The following is a 24,948-nucleotide window of genomic DNA, read 5'->3' as shown; positions in this document are numbered from 1 at the left end:
TTAAGGTGCTGTTTTCTTGGGGGCTTTCTTAAAAAACATGGTGGGCGGTAAATCTTCTTCGATCGGGGGCATTGTATTATTCATGCCCGATGGAACAGCATGTTCTCTGGTCAGAGTGGCGTGGGGATTGAAAACATGGGGCAGGGTACTGCGAATATCTAATCCTTCGACACTCACCTGGTTCAGTCCTGAAGGAGACAAGGTCATTAAGCGATAGGACGCTTTAACATTGCCCAACATAACGGCATCCCCTTCGACCAAGGTATGAGAGGTTGTACGTTCACCATTGACGACGACACCATTGGTGCTGAGCTTACCCGTTGCATCTCCATCGACAATTCGGTAGCTATAGCCAGAACTATTGGCACCAGGGATACGCAACAGCATGGCATGAAAACGAGATACTGCTTTGGACGCAGGCAACACAATGGAATTTTTCTTATCTCGCCCTAGAGAATAGGTGGGGGACTCTAATAATACACAGCGAACCCCTTCTTCTTCTTCAATCATCAACACGTGACAATCTTGGGTCACCACTATTGGCGGTGTTGGAGCTTGTACATTCATAATTTCTGGTTTAGAAGAAGAACGGCGAATGGACGACCATTATTGGCATTAGTCTTAAGGTAAAAGCGCAAAGCAGTCTGTTGCCACCGTAAAAACTCGTAAGTTTGTGACTCTCAGGTGTGTGAGAGGGAAATCATCTGTAGGCATCCATACTTTGAGAATGGATTACCGGCACCTGCTTTCTCCACCAGTCAGAGGTTAGAGCACCAGAATAAAACTATCCCGTTGATGAAAATCAGCCTCAGATCCTGGATGGCATAATGCCCAGTAGGTCAGGGGCAGGTCAGGAGATTGAATCACCGCACAAATCCCCACGTCTAAAGCAGGGGAAGTAGCCATAATTTGGTTGAGATCAAAGGTTAAAGACAAAGTGAGGGCGGTCTGCTGGTGATGAACTTGGAACGGCAGCGCCTTGATCGCCTCAACTTCCTGTAAGCCTTGGCGGTAAGCCTCAAGGTGAAAGGCATTCCAATCTCCGGCGGGGGAAAGATTAAACTCCCAATAATTGGGCTGGTGAGGCTGCCCTAGGAAAAATTCCAGACAGGTCGCTTCCCACAGATCAAATTGGCGAGTCGGTGACGACGGCGGGGGAACGATTACCTGATTTAAGTTGCCGGAAACTGTGTATGAGATCGCAAGTTGATGCCCCTCTCGCTCTAAGGTGCCTGCAATTGTGATCTCGGGGTGGGGTTCGCCAAAGGGCTGAAGGGTAAAGGCAGTCATCGCAAGGATTGGATCAGGGCTTGAATCGCTTCGGATTGGGCTTCGATACTCTCCGTCAGTTTGAACTGAACTAAGGCGCGGTTGAGATTATGGTCTGGATGGTTGACCTTGAAATAAACATTGCCTGCAAGGTAGTCCGTAAAGAAGCGCAGCCCTAGTTCAAAGGCAATCAGGCGGATGGCATCATAAAGGTAGTCATAATCATCGTCTGTCAGGAAAGACTGAGCGACCGCCAAATATCCTTGTAGAATCCGCTGGCACATCTTGAGATCAAACTGCACCATTTCCCACTGTTCCGTTTCTTCTCCCAAGGGGTTACAGCCCGACCGCAGACAGTCACCAATGTCGTAGTGAATCAACCCAGGTTTCACCGTATCGAGATCGATCACACTCACCGCCTGCTGGGTCTCTGTATCCATCAAGATGTTGTTGATCTTAGGATCGCCATGCATTAGACGGATGCGGAGTTTGCCCTCCGCTTTAGCCGTTTCGAGAATATTGGTATCTTGTTTGCGATCGCACACAAATTGCAGACAATATTCCACTTCAGGCGTCAACTCAACCTGAGTATCCTGCACCTGCTCAAACTGCTGTAAATATTGAGGGGTAATATGAAAGCCCTCCAGGGTATCCGCCAACTGCTCCGCCGGTAGATCGCTAATTAGATGGTGAAACATACCCAAGGCATAGCCCACCTCTTCCGCCTGATCAGGGGTCGTGATTTCCTGGAGAGCTTGGGCCGTTTCCACAAAACTCATGGCCCGCCAAAAGTCACCATTCGGACTGACCCAATGGTCCTGACGGTCTTGGGTAAGAAAGACTTGGGGCACTTCCCAACGTCTTTGACAGCCATCTGTTTGTAGTCGTTGGCAAACATGCTCCGAATAGGTGCGAATATTCCGCATCACCAATTGAGGCTGCTGAAACACCTGGGTATTAATTCGCTGCAGAATAAACCGTTGGTCCGTCGCAGCATCTAAGGTCACCAGAAACGTACTGTTGATATTGCCTTGACCAAATTCTTGGATATCAACGACGGTCCCTGCAGGTTTGAATTGTTCTGCGACAACCCAAGGGGACAAACCGGGGGGTAGAGGATCACTCATGGGGCTAAACAATCAAAGGAACTGAGATAAAACACCATAAATCAGTCGAAACACTAGGCTCAGGGTCATCAACACTAAACCCGATACAACCCCCAGCAACAAAATAGATTGAATGGGGTTACCGCCTTGAAGCGCTGGGACAAAGAAGATAATCACCAAGGTAAGCACGGCAATAATGGCCAAATCAACCCGCTCAATCCATTGCTGCAATTGACAATAGACCAAAACAGCCACTAGGCCTATCCAAAAACCACCGCTGATCAGGGTTGTACCCAAAAAGCTCGTCAGTGCCACTGCCAATACGCCTCCTTCAAACCCCGTGAAAGCAGCTCCCCCTAACATGCGAACTAGCGAAAAAGGAGGTGGTGGTGTCTTGACACGCACGGGGGTCGGGATAGCAGGACTAGCCGCCTGAGGCACAGGAGCTTGAGGTACAGGACTGGCTGCCTGAGGTACAGGACTGGCAGGAGCTGGCGACACAGGAGCGGGTGGGGATGGAGATTGGGGTGCGGGCTGACTATAGTTAAGTGGCTGCCCCAGACTGGAACGGGGTTGACCCAACTGCACCAGAATTTCGGCAGCAGACTGAAATCGTTTTTGGGGTGAAGTCTCTAATATCCGGTCCAAAATCAGAGCCAAACGATCGCTCACCTGAGCATGGGGTCGCCAGTTCCACTGATTGTGGGACGTATCGAACAAGTCGTTGGGGGCTTTACCCGTTAACAGCACAATACAGGTGACGGCCAACGCGTATAAATCGGACGAGGGAAACACCTGATTACCATGGGTTTGCTCCGGTGGAGCATAGAAGGGGGTATAGATACTGGTGGCCTTGCTGGGGGTAGGGGCTGCCACATTGGCGACCTGCTTCACGGCCCCAAAATCCAGGAGATACAGCAACCCATTTCCCGTTTGGGTCATATTGGTATGGGTATGGCGCATGATATTCGAAGGCTTAATATCCCGATGAATCGAGCCATTCTCATGGACAAACTGGAGAACAGGCAGAATTTCTGCCAGCAGTTCCAGGATTTCCTTTTCCTTAAACTGAGTTTTGTCGTCTAACTCTTCTTCAAGAGTTTTGCCATCAATAAATTCTTGGGCCAAATAGAAAAAATCTTCAGCGGGTTGTGATCCTCGCCCAGAGACCGGTAACTCAAAAAAAGCAAATAGATCCGGAATTTGCGGATGCCGACCCAATTTTTCCAGGACTTCGGCTTCTCGCTGAAATAAGCTTTGGGCCATTTGCATCTGGCTAGGCCCTAAACCCGTGGGCTGAAATTGCTTCACCACACAATCCCGTAAGCCTGGCGTGTAGCGATCGCAAGCTAGATACGCCGCTCCAAATCCACCCTTTGCCAGCAGTCGCGACGGTAAATATCGACCAATAAGGATCAACGGCATTCCACAGCTTAAGCAAAACTTTTGCTGTACAGCTTTGAGAGCCTGAGGATCATCCAGGTCAGCAAAATAGTTATTCGGGCGCTGACAATTCGGGCGGGTACAGTAAATCTCCATTGAAGATATGCAGCTACTCGCAAAAACTAGTTAGTGGCAGAGGTAACAAGTTCGGCATCGTCAGATGAGTTCGCAATTCCTTTTAGGTCTGAGGATAGAGTACTAAACTTGGGCAAAATCTCGGAGATAAAAATCTCTGCCGCTTTGGAGCGATATCGATTGGGGTTGATAATCAGAGATAATATCCTCTTTATAGCAACATTCTCAATTTTTACGCGCTTCAAACTACCCAACTCAAGTTCTTTCTCAATCGCAGATGTGGAGACAAAAGCAGCTCCTAAACCCGACTGAACCGCATTCTTAATCGCTTCAATGGAATTCAGTTCCATTTCAATTTTTAACAAACGAGGATCGATGTTGCCTCTCGTTAGGATTTGATCAATCACCTTGCGAATCGTGGACTGGGCATCCAGGGTGATAAAGCTAAGCTTGTACAGATCTTCCCGTTGAATCACTGCAGACTCAGCAAGCGGATGGGACTTCGGCAAAATCAAGGCCAGCTCATCTTCAGCATAAGCAGTCACCGTTAAGGATTCTTGCAATTCCAACGGGACTTCACCGCCGATAATCGCTAAATCAACTTGCCCATTGACAATACTCCAGCACGTGCGGCGAGTGGAATGAACATGAAGCTGGACGGCTACATCAGGATAGGCCTGACGGAATAATCCAATTAGACGCGGCATCAGATACGTTCCTGTGGTCTGGCTAGCCCCAATCACGAGGGTGCCCCCTTGCAGGTTCTGCAAATCTTCAATGGCGCGGCAGGTTTCCTGACAAAGGGCTAAAATTTTATCGCCATAGTCAAGCAAGAGATGGCCAGCTTCAGTCAACTGGGCTCGTCGTCCTCCTCGGTCAAAAAGAGGTACGGCTAGCTGACGCTCTAAGTTCTGAACTTGAAGGCTAACGGCGGGTTGAGAGACATATAAACTATCAGCGGCACGCTTAAAACTCCCTTCCGCAGCAATTGCTTTGAGAATGCGGAGTTGATCAAGCGTAAACGGAAGGTCAGACATGGGGGATGACCTGCATGTAAGACAATAAAAATCGTCCAGTAATCAAGATATTCTAAGTTAACCGCAAAACGTAGCGGGTCGCACTGTTTGTTGATTCTTGCATACCCACCGAGCAGGGTTCAGATAACAAACCTCTGGCTCAAACAACAGAATTAGAACCTCTGAAAACCTTTCCAAGCCTACGGATATCAGATATTTAGGGTTGAATGAGAGCAATCTTTAAGTTTTGTTTCCTGACCGGTCGCTCAACCCCTCAAAAGCCTTGATCAGTCCATAAACTTAAGGCTCAGATCCAACCAACTCGCTTGGGTGATCGGGGCACTCGTAGAGATATAGTCCACGCCTGTTTCGGCAACCGCTCTAATCGTTTGTAAATTGATATTGCCCGAAGCTTCAATTTTGACCGTGTGGGCACATTGGGTTCGAATCAGTTTGACGGCAGATTGCATCTGCTCAACCGCCATATTGTCCAGCATAATGATATCGGCCTGATTATCCACAGCCTGCTGGACTTGCTCCAATGTTTCAGTTTCCACTTCAATGGCGAGGGGAAACGGAATTTGTTGACGCACGCGACGAACGGCTTCACCAATTCCCCCAGCAGCAACAATATGATTGTCCTTAATCATCACCGCGTCATCCAAGCCCATGCGATGATTTATCGCTCCTCCGACCTGGGTGGCATATTTTTCTAAGATACGCAGGCCAGGTGTCGTCTTGCGAGTATCAACGAGCTGAGTCGGTAAATCGGCAATTTTATCGGCATAGGTGCGAGTTAGGGAGGCAATGCCACTTAACGGCATGATCAAGTTCAGGGCGACCCGCTCTCCCATCAGTAAGGCACTCATGGGTCCTTGGAGCTGGGCAACAACGGTCTCAGAAGAACTGTTCTCTCCCTCTTTAACGAGAGAATGCATCTCCACCTGGAAACTCAGGAGATGGAATACTCGCTGAAACAAAGGCAAACCCGCAACGACCCCCGGCTGCTTAAGACGGAGTTCAGCTTGCCCCCACTCGGCTTCTGACCCAGCAGGCCAGAGGGCCTGGGTCGTGCGATCGCCCCGGCCAATATCTTCAGCCAGCCAGGCTTGTAGAAGTGGATCTAGAATCAGCCAGGGAGGTAAATTTGCCACAGATTATTCAGTGCCAGTTTCAAACTAGGGAATAGTATCGCATTGAGGTCAGCATTCTTGCTTCAGGCCTGTAGGAATTGGGGTGGCCCCTTTCATTACTTGGATATCCAGAGGGTTCAAAACTCAACGTTTTAGCAGGCTCTCAGTACACAAATGCAGATAAACCCAATACTTTTTGGCAAAGATTAGGATTTATCTGCAGTGCATTCATATGATTGGTTCAGCCTTTGATGATCCAAAGGCTCAAAACAAAGTAATCATCTGCCCTGTTCAAAAAAGGTCTGGCCTTAGAGGATATACAAAATCAGGAATAAAACAATCCAGATAACGTCCACAAAGTGCCAATAAACTTCGGTGGCCTCAATCCCAAAGTGGCTGGTTTCAGAATAGTGACCTGGAACTCGTGAACGCCACAACACTGATGACATCAACAGTAAGCCTACAAATACATGCAGTCCGTGGAAGCCTGTCAACAAATAGAAGGTACTGGCAAAGAGGTTGGTGGTTAAACCAAATCCAAGATGGTTGTACTCGTAGACCTGACCGGCTAAGAAGGTCGCCCCCATGGCAATGGTGATCGCAAACCATAATCGGGCTGCTTTAACATCCCCACTCTGCTTAATCGCAGTGTCAGCCTTATGAATCACAAAACTACTGGAAATCAAAATGATGGTGTTGATTCCAGGGAGTATCAATTCAAGTTCTTCAGTGCCTTCGGGTGGCCATTCAGGCGTCACCACGCGGAAGGCGAAATAGGCCACAAAGAGTCCCAGAAACAACATGCTTTCTGAGACGAGGAAGACAATAAACCCAAAAAGCCGTAAATCGGGATGTTCACTATGATGCTCAGTTGTCTCTACCGTGGCTGCATAGGTAATATCGGCTTGATTTTGATCGGTTGTTGAACCTTGCATGGCTATCCAATATTGCTAAAATGTCCGGTTTACTAAATAGAGTCAAGTTACTCTGAGCTTTCTCCTGCTAGGGCAGGGGTCGGTGGCGCTAGGGTTGCCGCCACAAAATCTAGGGCCTTAGGGGTTCCATAGTCATAGGGGCCAATGGTTAGAACTGGATCTTCCTCAAAATTTTCTACAGGGGGGGGAGAAGGAACGGTCCACTCTAGAGTGAGACCTTTCCAAGGATTGCTATTAGCTTTGGGGCCAGCAATCCAACTCCATATTGCATTGACGATAAAGGGCACCGTCGATACAGCCAAAATATATGAACCAATCGTGCAAACTAAATTCAATGCCGCAAACTTCGGATCATATTCGGCAATCCGGCGATTCATCCCTTGCAATCCCAAGACATGCATCGGCAAAAAGCAAATATTGAAGCCCACAAAGGTCATGGCAAAATGCACTTTTCCCCAAAATTCATTCAGCATCCGCCCGGTCATTTTGGGAAACCAGTGGTAGAGCCCGGCATAGATGCCAAACACGCTGCCACCAAACAACACATAATGCAGGTGAGCAACAACAAAATAGGTATCGTGCACATGGATATCAAAGGGGACTGAGGCTACCATCACCCCACTCAGACCACCCACAACAAACATGGAGACAAAGGCCATCCCAAACAGCATGGCGCTGCATAAGTTCAGCTTGCCGCCCCAGACCGTTGCCACCCAGCTAAACACCTTAATGCCCGTGGGCACGGCGATCACCATTGTGGCAATCATAAAAAACATTCGTAGCCAGTCGGGGGTGCCACTCGTGAACATATGGTGGGCCCAGACAATTAATCCCAAAAAGCTAATGGCAACACTAGAATAGGCAATTGCTTGATAACCGAAAATGGGCTTACGAGCATGAACCGGCAGAATTTCTGAGATTAAGCCAAAAGCCGGCAAAATCATGATGTAAACCGCTGGGTGGGAATAAAACCAGAACATATGCTGGTAGACAATCGGATCACCACCACCCGCCGGATTGAAAAAGTTGGTCCCCACCAACAAGTCAAAGCCTAACAACACCATTGCACCAGTCAGAACAGGAGTCGCAATCAGCTGCAAAGCCGAAGTGGCGAGCATGGCCCAGCAAAAGAGAGGCATATCATTCAAGGTCATGCTGGGAATTCGCATTTTGAGGATGGTGACCAGGAAGTTCAGCCCCGCCATAATCGACGAAGTCCCCAGGAGAATGACGCCCAAAATCCAGATAGCTTCTCCAGCTTTGTTGGTAATGAGGCTCAAAGGTGGATAGGAAGTCCAACCTGCAGCAGCGGGTCCAACAAAAAAACTGCATAGCAACAAAATGCTTGTGGGCGGAATGATCCAAAATGCGATCGCATTCAGTTTCGGGAAGGCCATATCCCTAGCCCCAATCATCAGGGGCACCAAAAAATTGCCAAATCCTCCCGTAAGAGTGGGGATGATCCACAAAAAGATCATGATCGTGGCATGCATTGTGAACAGTTCGTTGTAGGTCTCCCGTGGCACAAAATCCGAAGCCGGGGTAGCCAACTCAGTCCGTACCAATTCAGCCAGGAGTCCACCAATCAGATAGAACACAAAGCTAGTGACCAGATATTGAATGCCAATCACCTTATGGTCAGTACTGAAGCTGAAGTATTCGCGCCAAGGCGTCACCTCTACTTCTTCTAGATGGGGTGCTTGCGCTTCCGTCATAAATCAATCCTTTATCCCGGGGTAATCACAGAAATCGTTGTCTTATCGTCAAAATAAATAATGCTGTCATGACTCTGAAGGGAAGTTGCCAGCCTGAGCTAAATCCGACTGGGGTGAAAGGTCATGCAAATGTTCAGGCATGCCCATAGCCGCAGCATGATGTTCTAAGGGGGACGAGCCTTCAGATTGAGCCATAGTATCCCTTGAGGTATTCGCCACAAGTTGACTATCCACCCAAGTTTGATACTCAGGGGCAGAGTGAACAATGGAGCGGGTTTTCATCGCTCCGTGATAAGCACCACATAACTCAGCACAAATCACCGGATAAACCCCTTCTTTTGTAGGCTGAAAATTCAAGTGAGTCACCTGCCCAGGGACCGCATCTTGCTTCAAGCGAAACTCAGGCACCCAAAACGCATGAATCACGTCTCTCGCCGAAATGTTAAGGGTCACTGGCCGATTAACAGGTAAATGGAGTTCACCGGAAATAATGCCCGTATCGGGATAGGTAAATAACCAGGCATATTGCAAACCATCTACATTAACCTGCAAAGGAGCAAGGGTTTCAGTCGCCATCGCTTGGCTAAGCGCATCTGAAGACATCTGCCCTTGATCGGCAACCATTTGGGCTGAATCTGAACCAGCCGCCATTTCCATATCGCCATGCTGATGGGCCATATTGTGAGATCCCATCGTGCCCACACTATCGATACTTTGATAGACATCGAAACTATAGATTCCCAACCAGAGCACTAACATTGCAGGGATGGCAGTCCAAACAATCTCTAAAGGAATGTTGCCATGCACGGGTGCAGCATCCGTCTGATCATCAGGCTTACGGCGAAACGCCAATAAGGAATATAGCAACGCCCCTTGAACAATCAGAAATAGGCCCGTGGCAATGGCCATCATCGCGGCAAATAAGCGATCGATTTCTGCTGCTTCAGATGCTGCAGCAATGGGCAGCAATACATCATTGTGTTGACTGACCCAGAGGCTAGCAAGGGTAATTAGAATCCCAATAATTAAGGTGAGAATCGCCGTTGGAACTTTCACAGTGATTTTCCTGTAGTGATAGAGCGGACATCAGGCCAAACAATAAGGAGCCTTAAACACCTATTCAGAACCTTCAACATCACCTACTACGGTAGATCAGCTCACTCGGTAAGGTGGAACTCTGATCAGCAGTCTTAGGCTTTTCTTTGGGATCCTGACAAGACAACAGATACTTCCATCTTGGCAGTTGATTCTAGATTTGGAGATAACTGTACCTTAAAGTTTCCTTACAAAAGTCAATGTCTTTCTACCTTTCAGTAGAACCCTTAAAAAAAGGTAATATCTGCAACAGTGTCAAGCAAGCTGCAACACTTGTATAGCAATATGTTTCAGACCATTCCAGCCTCAGGGAAATAGTGGTTACAGTATATCTATCCTGACCAAGCTTCGATAGATCCCTATTAGTAGCGAACTATTAAAAGTTAATAACCATTGATGTGGTTACACTCCTCTTCCTATCGTTGTTGACATAATCCATGGCCGACATACTACAGACCCACTCCCCAGGTGCCCATTCAGTGAGAAGAACGCCTTCTCAGCTCTTCAGCTATGCATTTTTCGCCATGGCCCTATTGACACTGTTTTTGATGGCCTTAGGCAGTGCAACCCGGGTGATGAATGCAGGGCTATCTTGTCCAGATTGGCCCTTATGCTACGGAGAGCTGATTCCCAAGGACCAAATGAATCTCCAGGTTTTTCTGGAGTGGTTTCACCGTCTGATTGCCTCCTCCCTTGGCCTATTGATGATGGCATTAGTGGGAGCAACCTGGCGGTGGAAATCCCAACTCCCCAAATGGGTGCCGGTCGTGACAACCCTGTGTCTTGGACTCATTATCTTCCAAGGCGTTTTAGGAGGGTTAACGGTCACTCAACTATTACGATTCGATATTGTGACCGCTCATTTGGCAACGGGATTGCTCTTTTTTAGCAGCATGTTGGTGCTGGGCAGTAGTTTGATGCCCTATCAGGGAACGGGAGTGGTTGATCGATTGCCTTGGCTCAGCACTCTAGCCGGAGTCCTCATCTATTTCCAGAGTATTCTCGGTGGCTTAGTCGCTTCTCGTTGGGCTGCTCACCAATGTTTGGCAGGGGCAAAGCTCTGCCGGATTATGTATAACCACTTTATTGGGGTTGTTCCTCCCACCTTAGCTGTTCTAGCGCTGGTGTTTTTGGCTTGGCGAACCCCAGCACTTCATCCGCGTTTAAGGGGATTGGGGAAACTTGCTTTAGGCTTGCTAAGCCTACAAATCTTAGTCGGCATATCGACCCTAAGATTACATCTACAAGTGGTAGGTTTAACTGTTGCCCATCAGGCAATTGGAGCGACTTTATTAGGCACCTTAGTGATCTTCAGCGTTATCGCGATTCGGGATCGTCACCAGGCCGAATATGTTCAGCCCTTACACACCGTGCCCATCAGAATGGCAGGCTCCTTAGAGCCTTCTTAATCATTCTCACACTCATTTTTATCGTCTTGCCCCATCTTGGAATTTATTCAGAGGCTTAAATATGCAAAAAACCGTATGGGCTGAGGTTCCTTGGCTTCATCCTGGTTTTGCTCAGACCTGCATCGATTTCTATCAACTGACGAAACCCCGGCTGATTCTGTTGTTCTTAATTACAACAGCAGCTGCTATGTGGGTTGCTTCCTCTGGACAAGTCGGCCCAAGATTATTTTTGACGACTTTGCTAGCAGGCGCTTGTGCTGCAGGGTCGGCGAATACCATCAACTGTATTTACGATCGCGACATCGATTACATCATGGAGCGAACCCGGCATCGTCCTCTTCCTTCTGGGCGAATCCAAGTCTGGCAGGCCAGCATCTTTGCAGCAGCATTAGCTCTAATAGCCTTTCTGCTCTTGGACTTTGGAGCGAACCTCCTCAGTGCATGCCTAGCGATGGCGGGTATCGCTGTTTATATCGGCGTCTATACCTACTGGCTCAAGCGCTCATCCACCCAAAACATTGTCATTGGGGGTGCTGCAGGGGCTATTCCGCCCTTAGTTGGCTGGGCTGCTGTCACAGGAGAATTGAGCTGGGCGGCTTGGGTACTGTTTGCCATCATTTTCATCTGGACGCCACCCCATTTTTGGCCTCTCGCCATGATGATTGAAGAGGACTACTCCAAAGTTGGCGTTCCCATGATGCCCGTGGTTAAAGGCATGGCCACCACTGCCAATCAAACCTTTATCTACACGCTACTGTTGTTACCGGTTACTTTGTTACTGGTCTATCCCTTACAGGTGTCTGGCCCGCTATACGCATCGATTGCCATTGTGCTCTGGGCCCAGTTTATTCACAAAGCCTGGCAGCTGACTCAAACACCAGAAGATAAGCAAATGGCCCGGTCAGTCTTTAAGTTTTCGATTCTGTACATGATGCTGCTCTGCGCAGGCATGGGAGTGGATAGCTTGCCCTGGACTCAACAGATGTGGCACCACTCCACTCATATCCTGCAAGCTTGGATACCCAGTATTGGTTAAAGTCATAAAATTCATGCTGAATTTACCCCATCTAAATTTTTTTTAGCCAGATTAACAGGTGCCTCTCTCCCTAAAGCCTTATGGCGATATTAAGCAAAAAACAGACTTAAGCTGCCTAAAACAAAGGATAAGAAGAAAAAGAGGCCGTTGATAATCCAATGTCTTTATTCCGACTAGATATCGTCGATTTATAACCTTATAAACGGGAGTCATTCGTGGCGAATGGCCCCAAAAACTCCAATCTCAACTAGCAATTTCTAAGATTCATGCCATTGCATCGTAGACACAGTAATAAAATAAGAAAGACTGCCTGTTGAGATTTGTGATTATATGGCTCCTGCTGTTCTCATCCAAAACCTAAAAAAATCCTACGGCAAGGTTGAAGCAGTTAAAGATGTCTCCTTTCAAATTCAACCGGGAGAGATTTTTGGCTTGCTAGGACCCAATGGTGCTGGTAAAACCACAACCTTGCGTTGCCTATGCAGCTTAGCCACACCTGATGGTGGCAACATCGAGGTGAATGGGGTCTCTGTGCGAAAATATCCCAGAGCTGCCCGTCAACTGTTGGGATATATTGCCCAAGAAGTAGCCCTGGATAAAGTCCTAACCGGTCGTGAATTGCTGCAACTGCAAGCGGCCCTCTATCATTTACCTGCCAAAACGATTGCTGACCAGGTAGAAAAAGTTTTAACGCTTCTGGATTTACAAAGTTGGGCGGACACTAAAACAGGAACCTATTCTGGCGGCATTCGTAAACGTCTAGACCTGGCAGCTGGTCTCTTGCATGCGCCGGCTGTCTTAGTTTTAGATGAACCCACCGTAGGGTTAGATATTGAAAGTCGGGTCGTGATCTGGGACTTCCTGCAAGGGCTGCGAGAGCGAGGCACAACGATTCTGCTGACTAGCCATTATTTAGAAGAGATCGATGCCCTTGCCGATCGCGTCGCCATCATTGACCAAGGTACCGTGATTGCCGAAGGAGCTCCCACGGAACTTAAAGACCAAGTTGGGGGAGATCGAGTCACCCTTAAGATTCGGGAGTTCACCCCAGATCAAGAGGCACAACAGGCCCAGGAAATGACCACCGCCTTGCCCTTTGTTCAGGATGTGATTATTAACCCTGCCCAAGGCAACTCACTCAATATGGTGGTCTCTTCCCAAGGAGATGCCCTGTTAAATATTCAAACTGCCCTTAAAGAGGCCGGGTTGCCCATCTTCAGCATTGCCCAAGCCCGTCCGAGTTTGGACGATGTTTATCTGGCTGCCACAGGTCGAACTTTATTGGATGCTGAAATGGCAGCAGCAGGCACCCGCGATCGCAAAAAAGAACGCAAAGAAAATATGCGTTAGCTCCCTATCAATCAGGATCAACTGGCCGTCGGTAGGTCCTCAACTTTTTCTGAATCTAGATACCAACTTTTAAAACTTTGTTATGACCACCACCTCCGCTAACACCAACTCAATCGCTGACTCAGGTGTTCAAGCCGATTTATTGACAACTCCTGGCATTGTTTCTGGCGAATTTTTACAAGAGACGGTCGCCCTAACCCGCCGTCTGTTCATTCAACTGAAGCGACGCCCCACCACCTTAATTGCTGGCATTATTCAGCCTTTGATGTGGTTGGTTCTGTTTGGCGCCCTGTTTAAAAATGTACCGGAAGGCCTATTCGGAACGAGCCAAAGCTATGGCCAGTTCCTCAGCGCAGGCGTCATTGTGTTTACGGCCTTTAGTGGCGCTTTAAATGCGGGTCTCCCTGTCATGTTTGACCGGGAATTTGGGTTCTTGAACCGACTGCTGGTGGCTCCCCTGGCATCCCGCTTTTCCATCGTGATGGCATCAGCGATTTTCATCACCACCTTAAGTTTGGTCCAAACCCTAGCGATTATGGCTCTGAGCTTCTTTATGGGAGCTGGTTTACCCAATACGGTGGGTTTAGCCATTGTTGCTCTCATTGTTTTACTCCTAGTTTTAGGCGTGACAGCCCTTAGCCTGGGACTTTCCTTTGCATTACCGGGTCACATCGAACTAATTGCCGTTATCTTTGTCACGAATTTGCCTCTGCTGTTTGCCAGCACAGCTTTAGTCCCCTTAACCTTTATGCCCACTTGGCTACAGGTGGTGGCAAGCTTGAATCCCCTCAGCTTCGCCATTGAGCCGATTCGTTACCTTTATCTCCATAACGACTGGAGCTTCACTAGCGTTGTGATGGAAGCACCTTGGGGATCTGTAAGCCTAGCGGGTTCTTTATTACTGCTATTCGGATTTGATGCCCTCGCACTCCTAAGCATTCAAAAGCTACTCTACCGCCGCCTTGGCTAGTTTCAATTCATCTACTGTTGACGGAGCTGGTGTTGAGGATGTAAGTCATCCCAATTCTCCAGCTCTTTTTCATTGAGTTTCGTTTTTTCATCGATTTTGAGAATTTTCTCTGAACGCTGACTTCGTTTCTGTTCCAAGAGTTTAATCTCGCGCTGCAAGCGCTCACGGCCAATGTCAAAAAACTCTTCTGCAGCATTCTGAGTATCGAAAAATCCCTGAGACGCTGTTGGTATAGCTTGTACAGGCGTAATCAAACCAATGGTGATGCCAAAATAAACTATTGGGACTACTATGCCAGGTTTTCTAATTTGCATTTGATGTCTCGCCATCAGTCTACCCAGTGTGCCCATTTTTTCTAATCTAACCTCATACTGCAGTAGACTGATGGATTGAGTTTTTGGGTCGAGAGGGAGAATATCGTAGTTACCCATGGGTTCAGCCACAGGTTGAAACGTTAGACAGGAATCTGCGGGCAAGGAAGCCCCCAACGCCTATCAACTACCGATACTCCAACCAATCGGTAGGGTCGGATCAGTGTCTTGGGTCTGAGTGGGTGGCTGGGTCTCTTGGTTCAAAATCTCAATCACCTGGTTATAAATCGTGTCTGCCTGTTCTGGTGAATTAGCAATACTGGTCAGACCGACTTTGCCAAACTCGGACAAACAGCCCATCAGATGAAAAACCGTACCCATCTCACTTCCCGTATCAAAATGGAGATGGTGGCGGGCGATAATATCCATCAAGTCGTCTGGTAATAATCCTTGATAGGAAGATTCACAAAGATTATCCGAGGCCACATAGTACTTCGGTAACCCTTGTTGGCCAAAGAACAAGCCACTATGCATGTCATAAAGGCCATTGGTCAGCAGTTTCAGAGTCATAAAGGGATGCGTCGTGCCCCCTTTTCTCAGGTTAATTTCAATGGCTTGGACATCCCAATGGGTACTCCCATCCGCCAAAATGCGCTTGGCTACGACAAAATCAACCCCATATCGCTCCAGCACCCCTTTTTTGGCCAGATTCTCACCGACTTTGAGGCCCAACTGCTGAAGTCGGAGGCGATACTCTTCTGAAGCGGGAAACCGGCACCCTAAATAAATTTGTTGATTAGGCCCCCCTAAAATCTGATCATGGGTTGAAAGAATTTCTACTTCGCCATTAGGGGTAATTTGGCCCTGGACACTGGGAGAGGTCTTATATTCCCCTTCAATAAAAGCTTCAACAATCGCACCGAGTTTGGGGATGCGATCGCAAAAATGAGACCAAGTTTCCGTGGGAGATTCAAAGGTGAGATGGGGGATGCGATCGCAAATCACGTTTCGTCTTTTTTCTGACGTCTCAATATCCCCAACATTCCGCAGATCCAGCAACGCATTTCCCTCTCCAGAAAAGCCCTCATTCAGCTTAACGACCATCCGTTGAAGCTGGGGCTGACGCTGCCAGAGGGCAACTGCCGCCTCTATGAGTGCTTCCGTATCCCACACCAACAGGCTGCCATCAGGATGAGGAATACCACACTCCGCAAAGACCTGCCGACTCCCACTTTTCGTCCCTAAATGTAAAAGGGTTGGATCAGCAGCCAATAGAGGAATATTGAGTTTGACCGAAATTTCCCGTTCTAAGTCCGTCGAGTTAAAGCAGATCATGTAGGAACAACCTGGTCGCATAGAATGCCGAATTCGCTCCATCAATCGAGGCCGTTCTAGAATCTTCTGGCTGAGGGGCTTAAGAGACTGATCGTAAATGGGCAATAGCAACAAGCGATCTCGGGCATGGGAAAACGGAATGCCTGGTAAAAGCTGGAGATAATAATCAATCACAATCGGCGGCAGCGGTTGGGATGTCACATAAATCAAGCGGGTTTTCGGATCACGAAGCCGGATCAGCGAAAACAGGAGCCGCTCCTCGTAATGCAAAAACCCATCAATCTTTTGCAGCTCTTGTTGATCCACACTAAACGAGGGAATTACCAAAATATCGGAATGCCCCGTATCTACAGTTTCAATCTCCTGCCAGCGATCACATAACTGAGCTTGAAGCCGTTTAAATGCCTGTTCGACAGCCGCTAGGTCTTTCATCCCTCATGCCTTTGCATTCAATATCTGTCATCTTAGCTGCCTGCCATCGTGCGTAATTTATATCAGATCAGCCAAGAGAGGATTTGGCTGCAGCAATTCAGCTAAATTTTTCATTCTCTTCCCCTATCCGTATATCCCCGGAAACTATGAAGCATTACAAATCCCGCTCATGTATAGGAATTCAGTAGTTTCTCAGTGGTGGTTCTCGGTGTAGATCGGACAGATTATATATATACTCTGCGAAAAGAAATCGATACCTTAACGCTACGAAGCGAACGTTTTCTCCTGCGGGTTTGTATTTCTCTAGAACCAACCCCTAAAGACCGTGTCTAACCATCCTGATCAAATCATGCCTCCGTCCTTGAGCTATATGTTGTCCCAATTGTCTTATATGGAACAAGTGCGACTGATCATGACCCATCCTTTTTTCACCGGTCAGTGTCCAGAGTGCAAAACTAAAATCCACATCACAGAACGGGCAATTGGCAACTGCCATTGCCCCGCATGCAATTGGACTGATCGGCGCGACACCTAACATTGAGGGCAATCAGCCTATGTCGGCCAGAGAAATCACGGCCTAAAGCACATGAAAAATGAATGAGTAGTTGTAAGGTTCATCTGGGTCCTGTAGACAATGGCGAATCGCTAAAACTGGCATCACCCACTGCACAACAAATAACAAACCTAACAGCGGCCATCCTAGTAAAACCCAACAGAGGATGCCGAATAAGATGCCATAGAACCAAACATTGACGTGAAAGTTAATCGCTTCTCTGGCATTTGCTTTGACAACTGGGTCATCCGACACGAGCAAAATGACCAGTGGAATACCGATGGATAATACCAAGGCACTCAGAAAAATTGAACCATGACTCAAAGACGACAGGAGTTTGCGTTTATCTGGATCATAGATATTGGCAACCATGGACAAGCCTCTTGTTAAGCAACGGCATTCAAGGACAGCTAGCCTTGAACTGATTAGATTTTACTCAATCTTCTTCAGAAAGCGAACCCCAGAAATCCGATCTTGGTCTTTCCCTATCTAGTAACCCTGAAAAAAACTCCAGTTCATTGAGAACTGGAGTGCTTCAGAGAGTTAAACTTTCAAGAATGAGGCTCACCAAAGAAAAGCGGCTTAGTAGGTTTCTACATGCCAGCGATGAGCTTTTTTCATTTCTCGTTGAAATTCACTCCAATTAACGCCATCTTTACTAGCAACGGCACTGAGCGCTTCATCAATGCCTTTTTCCATCCCTTTCAAACCACAAATATAGGTGTGGGTATTATCCTGTTGGATCAGTTTCCAGAGTTCTTCTGCATGCTCTGCTACCCGGTGCTGGATATACATCCGTCCACCCTCAGGATTCTTTTGCTCACGACTAATGGCCTTCGTTAAGCGGAAGTTATTGGGATAGCGACGTTGCAGATCTTCTAGATCATTGTTGTACAGGACATTGGGAGTCGTAGCTACGCCGAAAATCAACCAGGTCTTTCCATTAAACTTGGGCTTGTCACTGGGCTTGACCCAACCCAATAACTTGGGTAGCCAGAACGGATTGGCATTGACATCTTCATTCTCTTTGAACAAGTGCCAGAGGAAAGAGCGGAAGGGGGCAATTCCAGTTCCTGTCCCTAGCATAATGATATTGGCGTTGGGATCATCGGGTAAGAGCATCTCTTTACCCACAGGCCCCGTGATTTTGACATCATCTCCAGGCTTAAGATTACAAAGGAAGCTGGAACAAACTCCATATACCGTTTTACCCGTGTCTGGATCGGGATACTCTAATTGGCGCACACAAAGAGAGACGGTTTTATCGTCTAGGTAATCACCCCGGTGGGCAGACGCAATGGAGTAGAGGCGAATCTTATTAGGCTTGCCTTTAGCATCAGTTCCGTCTGCAATGATGCCAATACTCTGGCCTTCGACATATTTCAAATCACCGGCAGAAATATCGAAAATCAGATGTCGACAGGTACCAATACCACCAGGGCCAACGAGCTCTTCGTTGGAAACGCACTTGCCCACAAAGGGTTTATTCGGACGGTAGATATTAATAGGAACATCCGATTTTTTCTTGGCTTTTTTCGCCGCAGGTGCAGCAGACTTCGTGGGAGCTGCTGCCGCTACAGGCTTAGCCTTCTCAGCTGTTGCAGCAGTAGGTGCGGCGATGGCCGCAGGTTTAGCTCCTGTAGTGCCGGAGGCTTCAAATTCGCATTTGATACCACAGGTTAAATTGCTAGGGGACAACCAGCACGAAAAGTTGCAGGACAGACCTGCCATTTCCGGCATTTCTTGGTCACTGAGGGTAAACTCAACCACTCGTGCATCAGAAATACCGTATTTTTTGAGCGTTTTATTAAATTCAGCCAATATAGCCATTAATTTGGGTTCAACCTCTCCGGCTAACCCTTTCATGCTTTCATAATCCATTCTTAATGCTCACTCATCATTCAACTGGGGGATTGGCTGCTTGTGCGATAAACCAATGCACCATTTTGGTGAAGCCATCACCTAAAATAAATCTTAAGCGGTGCATGTCTATCGTACACCGCAAAAGCTTCAAAACCTTGTATTAAAAGGCAGTAGTTCCGCACAAGCGTAACATTCCTTTTGCTGTCTCTAAATAACCCTAAAGCAGCTTAGCAATGAATAGGTAGCCTCGAATCTAACAGGATGCTCTTTAGCCAGAACCCTAGGTTCCAGCCCTGACTTCCCCAACCTTTTGGCTAAATCCAAAGTTCAGTGGGTTCTGTCTCCGTACCTATGTAGCCAAAGGGGTGACCTATTGATTGGTTCACGGTCTTTACTAAAGTTGAAATGCTAGATTGAACGTTGCTTAAACTGATGCCAATACTCTCAGTTCAATTCAACTTTAGTGGGGAATCTAATGAATAAACTTCATGGCGTAATCCGAAAAAATGTGTCCCGGATTGCGGTCATCACCCTGCTGACATTAGTCAGCGCTTGCGGCGACAAACCGACCAGCCCCACCCCCTCTCCAACCCCAAACGCCTCTAAGCCTCAAGCGCCCCAACCCGAGCAAACGTTTCTCTGGCAAGTCAAATCCCCCCAGAATACGGTTTACCTCCTAGGTTCGATTCACCTATTAAAGGAATCAGACTATCCCTTAGCGAAGCAGATCAATGACGCCTATGAGGATGCCGAAAAGTTAGTATTTGAAGTCAACATGGGGGAACTCGAATCCAGCAAAACTCAATCCATCGTCTTAGAGAAAGCTACAGCTCAAGATGGCAAAACCCTCCAAGATCGGCTGACACCAGAAACCTATCAGCTAGCAAAAACCACCGCATCAGAGATTGGCTTACCAATTGAGGCTTTTTCCGGTTTTAAGCCTTGGTTCTTTTCTTTGACCTTGATCACGTTGAAACTACAGCGATTAGAGTTCAATCCTGAAAATGGCGTTGATCAGTATTTTTTCAAAAAAGCGATCAAGGATGGCAAAGAGACCCTCGCCTTAGAAACCATTGAAGATCAATTCAACCTATTTGATAGTTTTTCTCAAGGGAATCAAGAGCAGTATATTCGCCAAACGATTGATGAATTAGACACCCTAGAAACATCATTTCAGGAGATGGTCTCAGCCTGGAAATCTGGAGATGATCAAACTTTAAAGAATTTGTTGCTGAAAAGTTTTAAAGACTATCCAGAATTAGAAGACCAAATTTTTGGGGCTCGCAATCGCAAATGGATGACCACCATTGAACCACTTTTGCAAAAGGAGGATGACTATCTGATTGTGGTCGGAGCTGGGCATTTAGTGGGGAAAGACAGCGTTTTAGAACTTTTGCAAGCCCAAGGTCATACGCCAAAGCGCCTCTAAATGGGGGCGCTAAAATGATGGGCTTTTTACAGCCCACTCAACCCATATTCTTGATACATTGGATTAGGAAGGCTAAAAAGTTTTTCCCAAGTACTATGGGCATTTGAGGTGCAGTGTGACCCTAACGGTGGCAGATATTGATATCACTCGTTATATCGATCATACGCTTCTCGATCCCCTGGCATCAGAGGATGCGATCGCAACGCTCTGCGATCAAGCCATCCGGTTTGAATTTCCAGCTGTTTGTATCTACCCCACCCATATCAAAACCGCCGTCAACCGTCTCCATCAATATTCCCCCAAGGTTTGCACGGTCATTGGTTTTCCCAGTGGTGCCACCACATCTGCAGTCAAACTCTATGAAGCCCAAGATGCTGTCGACCAAGGGGCAACCGAGCTAGATGTGGTGATCAATGTCGGCTGGTTAAAGTCAGGGGATGTCAATGCTGTCCACCAAGAACTCGCCAAGATTTGTGCAACCACGGGCCAAACGGTCAAAGCGATTTTGGAAACCACCCTCCTTACGGATGCCGAAAAACGGTTAGCGGCAGAAGTCAGTCTAGATGCGGGGGTCGCCTTCCTCAAAACAAGTACTGGATGGCACGGCGGAGCCACCCCTGCTGATATAAAATTATTATCAATGGTCGCACGTGATCGCGTAGGCATTAAAGCTTCGGGAGGAATTCGCACTCTAGAGCAATCCCTAGCGCTGATTGCAGCAGGAGCCAACCGTTTGGGAACATCCCGAGGGGTTGACCTTGTGCGGATGGCTACGGCTGAGATTGAGTCCCCAGAGCCATCAGGCCCCGGATAGATCCGTTCTCGAAATATCCACCTCAGGATGTTTGGATCAGGACAAGTTGATGCCAGCGTTATCCTGCTTCCCCTAACCAGGTTTTCTCAATCCAGGTAGACCGCAATGAGTCGAACCTATAAAGCGACAGGAATTAATCTCAAAAGCATGCCCTTCGGCGAGGCCGATCGCCTGCTGACTATCTTGACCCGTGAACATGGTCTGGTGCGGGCTGTTGCGCCTGGATGCCGGAAGCCTAAGTCAAAATTAGGCGGCCGCAGTGCCTTATTTGTGGTGAATGACCTGATGCTAGTCCAGGGCCGGTCCCTGGATAAAATTGCCCAGGCCGAAACCCTAGAATCCTATCCGGGACTGAGCCAAAACTTAGCTAAGTTGACCACCAGTCAATACCTGGCAGAACTGACCCTGTATCAAGCCCTGAGTGGACAGCCCCAAACAGAGCTGTGGGATTTATTTTGCCAACAGCTGACTCAACTCCAAACTGCGACCCCTGCCCAAGTACCCTGTTGTTTAATTCATGGGACCTTGCAATTGTTGGCCTGGGCAGGCATTGCCCCTCAAGTCCATGCCTGTTGCTTCACCCACGTCCCCTTAGAACCGCCCCCCAACAACCCCACCTGGCGTGTGGGGTTTAGTGCCAGTGCAGGCGGTACTGTCACCCTCACGGGTCTACCCCGACCCCGTACTGCGATTCAACAGGCCGCAGAACAAGCGTCTGCCTATGTTCCAGGGGCAGATTATCGGGTTCAGGGCAAACTATCCGCCCCCGAACTCTCGTTACTGCAAGATCTCAACCCTGCCGAGATTCATCCGGCTTCCCCTCTGCCGTTTCCGTTAATAGCAGCCTATCCGTTGGTCATTTGGCAAGGGGTGGAGTCTGCTCTCCGTCACTATGCCGAAGCCTATTTTGATCGCCCGATTCGTTCGGCTGCCCTAGTTGACACCTGTTTTACTCCCCTGCCCGACCTCACCTCCGTGCCTTCATGACCCAAGTACATGACCCCAAACGCAACTTGACCTCATCTTCCCGTTCGACGGGTAAACCCACACCTCATCCCTCTAGCCCCTCCTCGTCCTCTAAACCGGATATTGCACCTATACCCAAAACATCAGAGCCGGATGTAGCTCCAGTCCTTGAGGAGACGGTAGAACAGGGATATTGGCCTGTTCTGCGAAATCAGAATTTTATGTTGATGTGGCTAGGCCAAGTCTTCTCCCAAATGGCTGACAAGGTTTATTTGGTGCTCATTATTGCCTTGATTACCAGTCAATTTAAGGCTCCTGACCAATCGGTCAGCGTCTGGGTGTCATCGATCATGATTGCCTTCACCATTCCGGCGGTGCTATTTGGCTCTATTGCCGGGGTATATGTGGACCGGTGGTCAAAAAAGTGGGTTTTGGTCCTCACAAATGGCCTCCGGGGAGCCTTGGTGCTCAGCCTCCCGCCTTTGCTATGGCTCTGTGGTCAGCAACCCGGTTGGTTTCAGATTCCTTGGGGATTTTGGGTGTTACTTGGAGTGACGTTCCTCGTTTCTACCCTCACCCAGTTCTTTGCCCCGGCTGAACAGTCTGCTATTCCCTTGATTGTGGAGAAGCCTCACCTATTAAGTGCGAACTCTCTGTACACCCTAACCATGCTTCTAGCACTAATTGGCGGGTTTGCAGCGGGAGAACCTCTGCTAGAAATTGTCGGGGGATATTTTTCCCATCTAGGTTGGGATGCAGGACGAGAATTGGTTGTCGGGGGCAGCTATGGAATCGCAGGTCTGCTCCTCCTGCTTCTAAGAACGGGAGAAACCCCGGCCAATCGTTCCACTGGCGATCAACATGTTTGGTCAGACATCAAAGAAGGTCTGCAATATCTCAACGAGCATCGGCGGGTACGGACCGCCTTGATTCAGCTGGTTATTTTATTCTCCGTGTTTGCCGCCCTCGCCGTTTTAGTCGTGCGCTTAGCAGAAGTCTTGCCCGGGATTAAGACCTCACAGTTCGGATTCTTGCTGGCCACAGGTGGGCTTGGCATGGCGATTAGTGCCGCAATCCTGGGTTCCATTGGCCAAAATTTCTCCCGCCATCGCCTCAGTTTCTACGGTTCTATGGGGATGGCTGCCATGTTAGGAGGCTTGGCTTTTAGCACTCAATCCTTAAGGGTTTCTCTGGTGCTGATGGTGGGCTTGGGGGCTGCCGCCGCTCTGATTGGTGTCCCTATGCAAACGACCATTCAAGAGAAAACGCCGGAAGAGATGCGGGGTAAGGTTTTCGGCCTGCAAAATAATGCCAGCAATATTGCCTTAAGTCTACCGTTAGCCCTGGCAGGATTGGCTGAAACCTTCTTCGGATTACAGACGGTTTTACTGGGGCTTGCTGGGATTGTTGTGATCGGGGGGCTCTTATCCTGGTATATTGCCGATACCAGCTCATCTGTATCAGATGATGCAAACCCCTCACCACTGTCGTCTCCCTAGTCCATATGCACATCGCTTGGATTGGCAAAAAATCTCCGCCCTGTGGCAACGTCACCTACAGCCGCGAAATTACTAACGCCTTGCTCGATCGTGGCTATCAGGTCAGCTTTCTGCATTTTGCCCAAGATGCTTTTGATGAAGAAACAGGCAAGCCGCTGCCCATTCAAGAACCACCGATTCCCCAGGAATGCCAAGAGGTTCCTTTACCCTTTCTGTATAAATCCCAGGTCTATACGATACCCACGCTGAAATCCAGCAAGGTCTTGGCAGAGTCTTTGCGCAATCTGAAGCCTGATCTGGTTCATGCATCTCTCACCCTCTCGCCCTTGGATTTTGTCCTGCCAGAAATTTGTCAAGAATTACAGGTGCCGTTAGTAGCAACCTTCCATCCACCTTTTAGCCATAAACATCGTAATTTGTCTTCTGGTACCCAGCACTTCATGTACCAGCTTTATGCTCCTTCCCTGGCTAATTATGATGCGGTGATTATCTTTTCCCAGGCCCAACGGGATTTGCTGATGCGCTTAGGGGTGCCTGAAGCCAAAATTGTGATTATCCCCAACGGGGTGGATACCGATAAATACTCCCCTGGTCCTTCTACCTTCAAAGCAGAACTACAGACAGAGCGCATTTTCGTCTATCAAGGTCGAATTGCGATTGAGAAGAACGTCGAGTCCTTGCTGAAAGCTTGGAAACAGGTGCAGGCGCAGATACCTCACTCCAAATTGGTGATGGTCGGGGATGGTCCCCTGCTCAATGCCCATATGACAAATTACGGTCCTGAACAAAACGTTCTGTGGTTAGGGGCGATTTATGATGAGCATCGTCGGATTGAAATTTTGCGTGGGGCAGATGTGTTTATCCTGCCGTCTTTTGTAGAAGGTCTCTCCCTCTCCCTATTGGAAGCCATGTCCTGCGGTGTAGCCTGTCTAGCCACCGATGCAGGCGCAGATGGAGAAGTGCTGGCAGGTGGTGCTGGCATTGTCCTCAATCCCCAACGGACCAGGGGCGAACTCCGTACGTTATTACCCGTGCTAGCAGAGCATCCCGAAATGGTGAAACTCTTAGGCCAAAAAGGCCGTCAGCGAGTGCTGGAACGATATTGCCTGGATCGAAACCTGGATCAGCTAGAGAAGTTCTACGCTCAGATGTTCCAGCAAACTAAGGTTGAGGTCTACCGTTAACCCGACGGGC

Annotated in this window: 23 protein-coding genes; 10 read left to right on the top strand and 13 right to left on the bottom strand. The window is 48.3% G+C overall.

What is annotated here, in order from left to right; genetic code table 11:
• The 9 genes from I1H34_RS07060 to I1H34_RS07020 form a co-directional block, all read right to left on the bottom strand.
• Window positions 1–567 (bottom strand): FHA domain-containing protein, encoded by a 567-nt coding sequence (locus I1H34_RS07060; protein WP_212664981.1) that lies wholly within the window; start codon window positions 565–567, stop codon window positions 1–3.
• 198 nt (window positions 568–765) lie between these two features.
• Window positions 766–1,290, bottom strand: a complete 525-nt coding sequence (locus I1H34_RS07055; protein ID WP_212664980.1) for a DOMON-like domain-containing protein — start codon at window positions 1,288–1,290, stop codon at window positions 766–768.
• The gene (locus tag I1H34_RS07050) at window positions 1,287–2,396 is read right to left on the bottom strand and encodes a phosphotransferase enzyme family protein (protein WP_212664979.1); all 1,110 of its coding nucleotides are present in this window, start codon (window positions 2,394–2,396) and stop codon (window positions 1,287–1,289) included. The genes I1H34_RS07055 and I1H34_RS07050 overlap by 4 nt, the downstream gene beginning before the upstream one ends.
• Before the next feature lie 12 nt (window positions 2,397–2,408).
• Window positions 2,409–3,914 (bottom strand): serine/threonine-protein kinase, encoded by a 1,506-nt coding sequence (locus tag I1H34_RS07045; RefSeq protein ID WP_212664978.1) that lies wholly within the window; start codon window positions 3,912–3,914, stop codon window positions 2,409–2,411.
• A 26-nt stretch (window positions 3,915–3,940) separates the two neighbouring features.
• Window positions 3,941–4,930, bottom strand: coding sequence for a LysR family transcriptional regulator (locus I1H34_RS07040; RefSeq protein WP_212664977.1), 990 nt, complete (start codon window positions 4,928–4,930; stop codon window positions 3,941–3,943).
• 266 nt (window positions 4,931–5,196) lie between these two features.
• The gene (nadC, locus tag I1H34_RS07035; RefSeq protein WP_212664976.1) at window positions 5,197–6,063 is read right to left on the bottom strand and encodes a carboxylating nicotinate-nucleotide diphosphorylase; all 867 of its coding nucleotides are present in this window, start codon (window positions 6,061–6,063) and stop codon (window positions 5,197–5,199) included.
• Between the two features lie 287 nt (window positions 6,064–6,350).
• Complete coding sequence (locus I1H34_RS07030) at window positions 6,351–6,977, bottom strand: cytochrome c oxidase subunit 3 (protein ID WP_212664975.1); 627 nt, start codon at window positions 6,975–6,977, stop codon at window positions 6,351–6,353.
• 47 nt (window positions 6,978–7,024) lie between these two features.
• The gene (gene ctaD, locus I1H34_RS07025; protein WP_212664974.1) at window positions 7,025–8,692 is read right to left on the bottom strand and encodes a cytochrome c oxidase subunit I; all 1,668 of its coding nucleotides are present in this window, start codon (window positions 8,690–8,692) and stop codon (window positions 7,025–7,027) included.
• Between the two features lie 66 nt (window positions 8,693–8,758).
• Window positions 8,759–9,748 carry a cytochrome c oxidase subunit II gene (locus I1H34_RS07020; protein WP_212664973.1) on the bottom strand — a complete coding sequence of 330 codons (990 nt, stop codon included), beginning with the start codon at window positions 9,746–9,748 and terminating at the stop codon, window positions 8,759–8,761.
• A 563-nt stretch (window positions 9,749–10,311) separates the two neighbouring features.
• Between I1H34_RS07020 and I1H34_RS07015 the strand changes: the two genes are divergently transcribed.
• From I1H34_RS07015 to I1H34_RS07000, 4 genes are all read left to right on the top strand, one after another.
• Window positions 10,312–11,196, top strand: a complete 885-nt coding sequence (locus I1H34_RS07015) for a COX15/CtaA family protein (protein WP_212666174.1) — start codon at window positions 10,312–10,314, stop codon at window positions 11,194–11,196.
• A gap of 61 nt (window positions 11,197–11,257) precedes the next feature.
• Complete coding sequence (locus tag I1H34_RS07010; RefSeq protein WP_212664972.1) at window positions 11,258–12,232, top strand: heme o synthase; 975 nt, start codon at window positions 11,258–11,260, stop codon at window positions 12,230–12,232.
• 330 nt (window positions 12,233–12,562) lie between these two features.
• Window positions 12,563–13,582 carry an ABC transporter ATP-binding protein gene (locus I1H34_RS07005; protein WP_212664971.1) on the top strand — a complete coding sequence of 340 codons (1,020 nt, stop codon included), beginning with the start codon at window positions 12,563–12,565 and terminating at the stop codon, window positions 13,580–13,582.
• Window positions 13,583–13,664: 82 nt separating this feature from the next.
• A complete protein-coding gene (locus I1H34_RS07000; protein ID WP_212664970.1) occupies window positions 13,665–14,552 on the top strand; it encodes an ABC transporter permease in 888 nt (295 codons plus the stop codon).
• 11 nt (window positions 14,553–14,563) lie between these two features.
• On the opposite strand, the gene I1H34_RS32050 is transcribed toward I1H34_RS07000, so the two are convergent.
• Complete coding sequence (locus I1H34_RS32050; RefSeq protein ID WP_235107664.1) at window positions 14,564–15,028, bottom strand: hypothetical protein; 465 nt, start codon at window positions 15,026–15,028, stop codon at window positions 14,564–14,566.
• Window positions 15,029–15,046: 18 nt separating this feature from the next.
• Window positions 15,047–16,630 (bottom strand): peptide ligase PGM1-related protein, encoded by a 1,584-nt coding sequence (locus I1H34_RS06990; RefSeq protein WP_212664969.1) that lies wholly within the window; start codon window positions 16,628–16,630, stop codon window positions 15,047–15,049.
• Between the two features lie 325 nt (window positions 16,631–16,955).
• Between I1H34_RS06990 and I1H34_RS06985 the strand changes: the two genes are divergently transcribed.
• The gene (locus I1H34_RS06985; RefSeq protein WP_212664968.1) at window positions 16,956–17,165 is read left to right on the top strand and encodes a hypothetical protein; all 210 of its coding nucleotides are present in this window, start codon (window positions 16,956–16,958) and stop codon (window positions 17,163–17,165) included.
• A gap of 42 nt (window positions 17,166–17,207) precedes the next feature.
• Here I1H34_RS06985 and I1H34_RS06980 read toward each other — a convergent pair whose 3' ends face one another.
• Window positions 17,208–17,555 carry a DUF4870 domain-containing protein gene (locus I1H34_RS06980; RefSeq protein WP_212664967.1) on the bottom strand — a complete coding sequence of 116 codons (348 nt, stop codon included), beginning with the start codon at window positions 17,553–17,555 and terminating at the stop codon, window positions 17,208–17,210.
• A gap of 210 nt (window positions 17,556–17,765) precedes the next feature.
• Window positions 17,766–19,064 (bottom strand): ferredoxin reductase domain-containing protein, encoded by a 1,299-nt coding sequence (locus I1H34_RS06975; protein WP_212664966.1) that lies wholly within the window; start codon window positions 19,062–19,064, stop codon window positions 17,766–17,768.
• 457 nt (window positions 19,065–19,521) lie between these two features.
• Between I1H34_RS06975 and I1H34_RS06970 the strand changes: the two genes are divergently transcribed.
• The 5 genes from I1H34_RS06970 to I1H34_RS06950 all read left to right on the top strand — a co-directional run bounded on the left by I1H34_RS06970 (window position 19,522) and on the right by I1H34_RS06950 (window position 24,938).
• Complete coding sequence (locus I1H34_RS06970) at window positions 19,522–20,475, top strand: TraB/GumN family protein (protein WP_212664965.1); 954 nt, start codon at window positions 19,522–19,524, stop codon at window positions 20,473–20,475.
• Window positions 20,476–20,590: 115 nt separating this feature from the next.
• Window positions 20,591–21,289 carry a deoxyribose-phosphate aldolase gene (gene deoC / locus I1H34_RS06965; RefSeq protein WP_212664964.1) on the top strand — a complete coding sequence of 233 codons (699 nt, stop codon included), beginning with the start codon at window positions 20,591–20,593 and terminating at the stop codon, window positions 21,287–21,289.
• A gap of 105 nt (window positions 21,290–21,394) precedes the next feature.
• Window positions 21,395–22,276 carry a DNA repair protein RecO gene (gene recO / locus I1H34_RS06960; RefSeq protein ID WP_212664963.1) on the top strand — a complete coding sequence of 294 codons (882 nt, stop codon included), beginning with the start codon at window positions 21,395–21,397 and terminating at the stop codon, window positions 22,274–22,276.
• Window positions 22,273–23,754, top strand: coding sequence for an MFS transporter (locus tag I1H34_RS06955; protein WP_212664962.1), 1,482 nt, complete (start codon window positions 22,273–22,275; stop codon window positions 23,752–23,754). Before recO ends, I1H34_RS06955 begins: the two co-directional genes overlap by 4 nt.
• Window positions 23,755–23,759: 5 nt before the next feature.
• Entirely contained in the window at window positions 23,760–24,938 is a 1,179-nt protein-coding gene (locus I1H34_RS06950; RefSeq protein WP_212664961.1) for a glycosyltransferase family 4 protein, read from the top strand.
• The last annotated feature ends 10 nt before the right edge of the window (window positions 24,939–24,948 follow it).

The organism is Acaryochloris marina S15 (assembly GCF_018336915.1).
GTDB classification, from domain to species: domain Bacteria; phylum Cyanobacteriota; class Cyanobacteriia; order Thermosynechococcales; family Thermosynechococcaceae; genus Acaryochloris; species Acaryochloris marina_A.
Note: the sequence above shows the minus strand (reverse complement) of the source record. Positions and strands in the feature narration are given on the sequence as shown.

What these genes read in the sequence shown, in the direction of transcription:
- I1H34_RS07060 (WP_212664981.1), bottom strand. Translation starts at nt 567, where the DNA reads ATGAATGTACAAGCTCCAACACCGCCAATAGTGGTGACCCAAGATTGT.
- I1H34_RS07055 (WP_212664980.1), bottom strand. Translation starts at nt 1,290, where the DNA reads ATGACTGCCTTTACCCTTCAGCCCTTTGGCGAACCCCACCCCGAGATC.
- I1H34_RS07050 (WP_212664979.1), bottom strand. Translation starts at nt 2,396, where the DNA reads ATGAGTGATCCTCTACCCCCCGGTTTGTCCCCTTGGGTTGTCGCAGAA.
- I1H34_RS07045 (WP_212664978.1), bottom strand. Translation starts at nt 3,914, where the DNA reads ATGGAGATTTACTGTACCCGCCCGAATTGTCAGCGCCCGAATAACTAT.
- I1H34_RS07040 (WP_212664977.1), bottom strand. Translation starts at nt 4,930, where the DNA reads ATGTCTGACCTTCCGTTTACGCTTGATCAACTCCGCATTCTCAAAGCA.
- I1H34_RS07030 (WP_212664975.1), bottom strand. Translation starts at nt 6,977, where the DNA reads ATGCAAGGTTCAACAACCGATCAAAATCAAGCCGATATTACCTATGCA.
- ctaD (WP_212664974.1), bottom strand. Translation starts at nt 8,692, where the DNA reads ATGACGGAAGCGCAAGCACCCCATCTAGAAGAAGTAGAGGTGACGCCT.
- I1H34_RS07015 (WP_212666174.1), top strand. Translation starts at nt 10,312, where the DNA reads ATGGCCCTATTGACACTGTTTTTGATGGCCTTAGGCAGTGCAACCCGG.
- I1H34_RS07010 (WP_212664972.1), top strand. Translation starts at nt 11,258, where the DNA reads ATGCAAAAAACCGTATGGGCTGAGGTTCCTTGGCTTCATCCTGGTTTT.
- I1H34_RS07005 (WP_212664971.1), top strand. Translation starts at nt 12,563, where the DNA reads ATGGCTCCTGCTGTTCTCATCCAAAACCTAAAAAAATCCTACGGCAAG.
- I1H34_RS07000 (WP_212664970.1), top strand. Translation starts at nt 13,665, where the DNA reads ATGACCACCACCTCCGCTAACACCAACTCAATCGCTGACTCAGGTGTT.
- I1H34_RS06990 (WP_212664969.1), bottom strand. Translation starts at nt 16,630, where the DNA reads ATGAAAGACCTAGCGGCTGTCGAACAGGCATTTAAACGGCTTCAAGCT.
- I1H34_RS06980 (WP_212664967.1), bottom strand. Translation starts at nt 17,555, where the DNA reads ATGGTTGCCAATATCTATGATCCAGATAAACGCAAACTCCTGTCGTCT.
- I1H34_RS06975 (WP_212664966.1), bottom strand. Translation starts at nt 19,064, where the DNA reads ATGGATTATGAAAGCATGAAAGGGTTAGCCGGAGAGGTTGAACCCAAA.
- I1H34_RS06970 (WP_212664965.1), top strand. Translation starts at nt 19,522, where the DNA reads ATGAATAAACTTCATGGCGTAATCCGAAAAAATGTGTCCCGGATTGCG.
- recO (WP_212664963.1), top strand. Translation starts at nt 21,395, where the DNA reads ATGAGTCGAACCTATAAAGCGACAGGAATTAATCTCAAAAGCATGCCC.
- I1H34_RS06955 (WP_212664962.1), top strand. Translation starts at nt 22,273, where the DNA reads ATGACCCAAGTACATGACCCCAAACGCAACTTGACCTCATCTTCCCGT.
- I1H34_RS06950 (WP_212664961.1), top strand. Translation starts at nt 23,760, where the DNA reads ATGCACATCGCTTGGATTGGCAAAAAATCTCCGCCCTGTGGCAACGTC.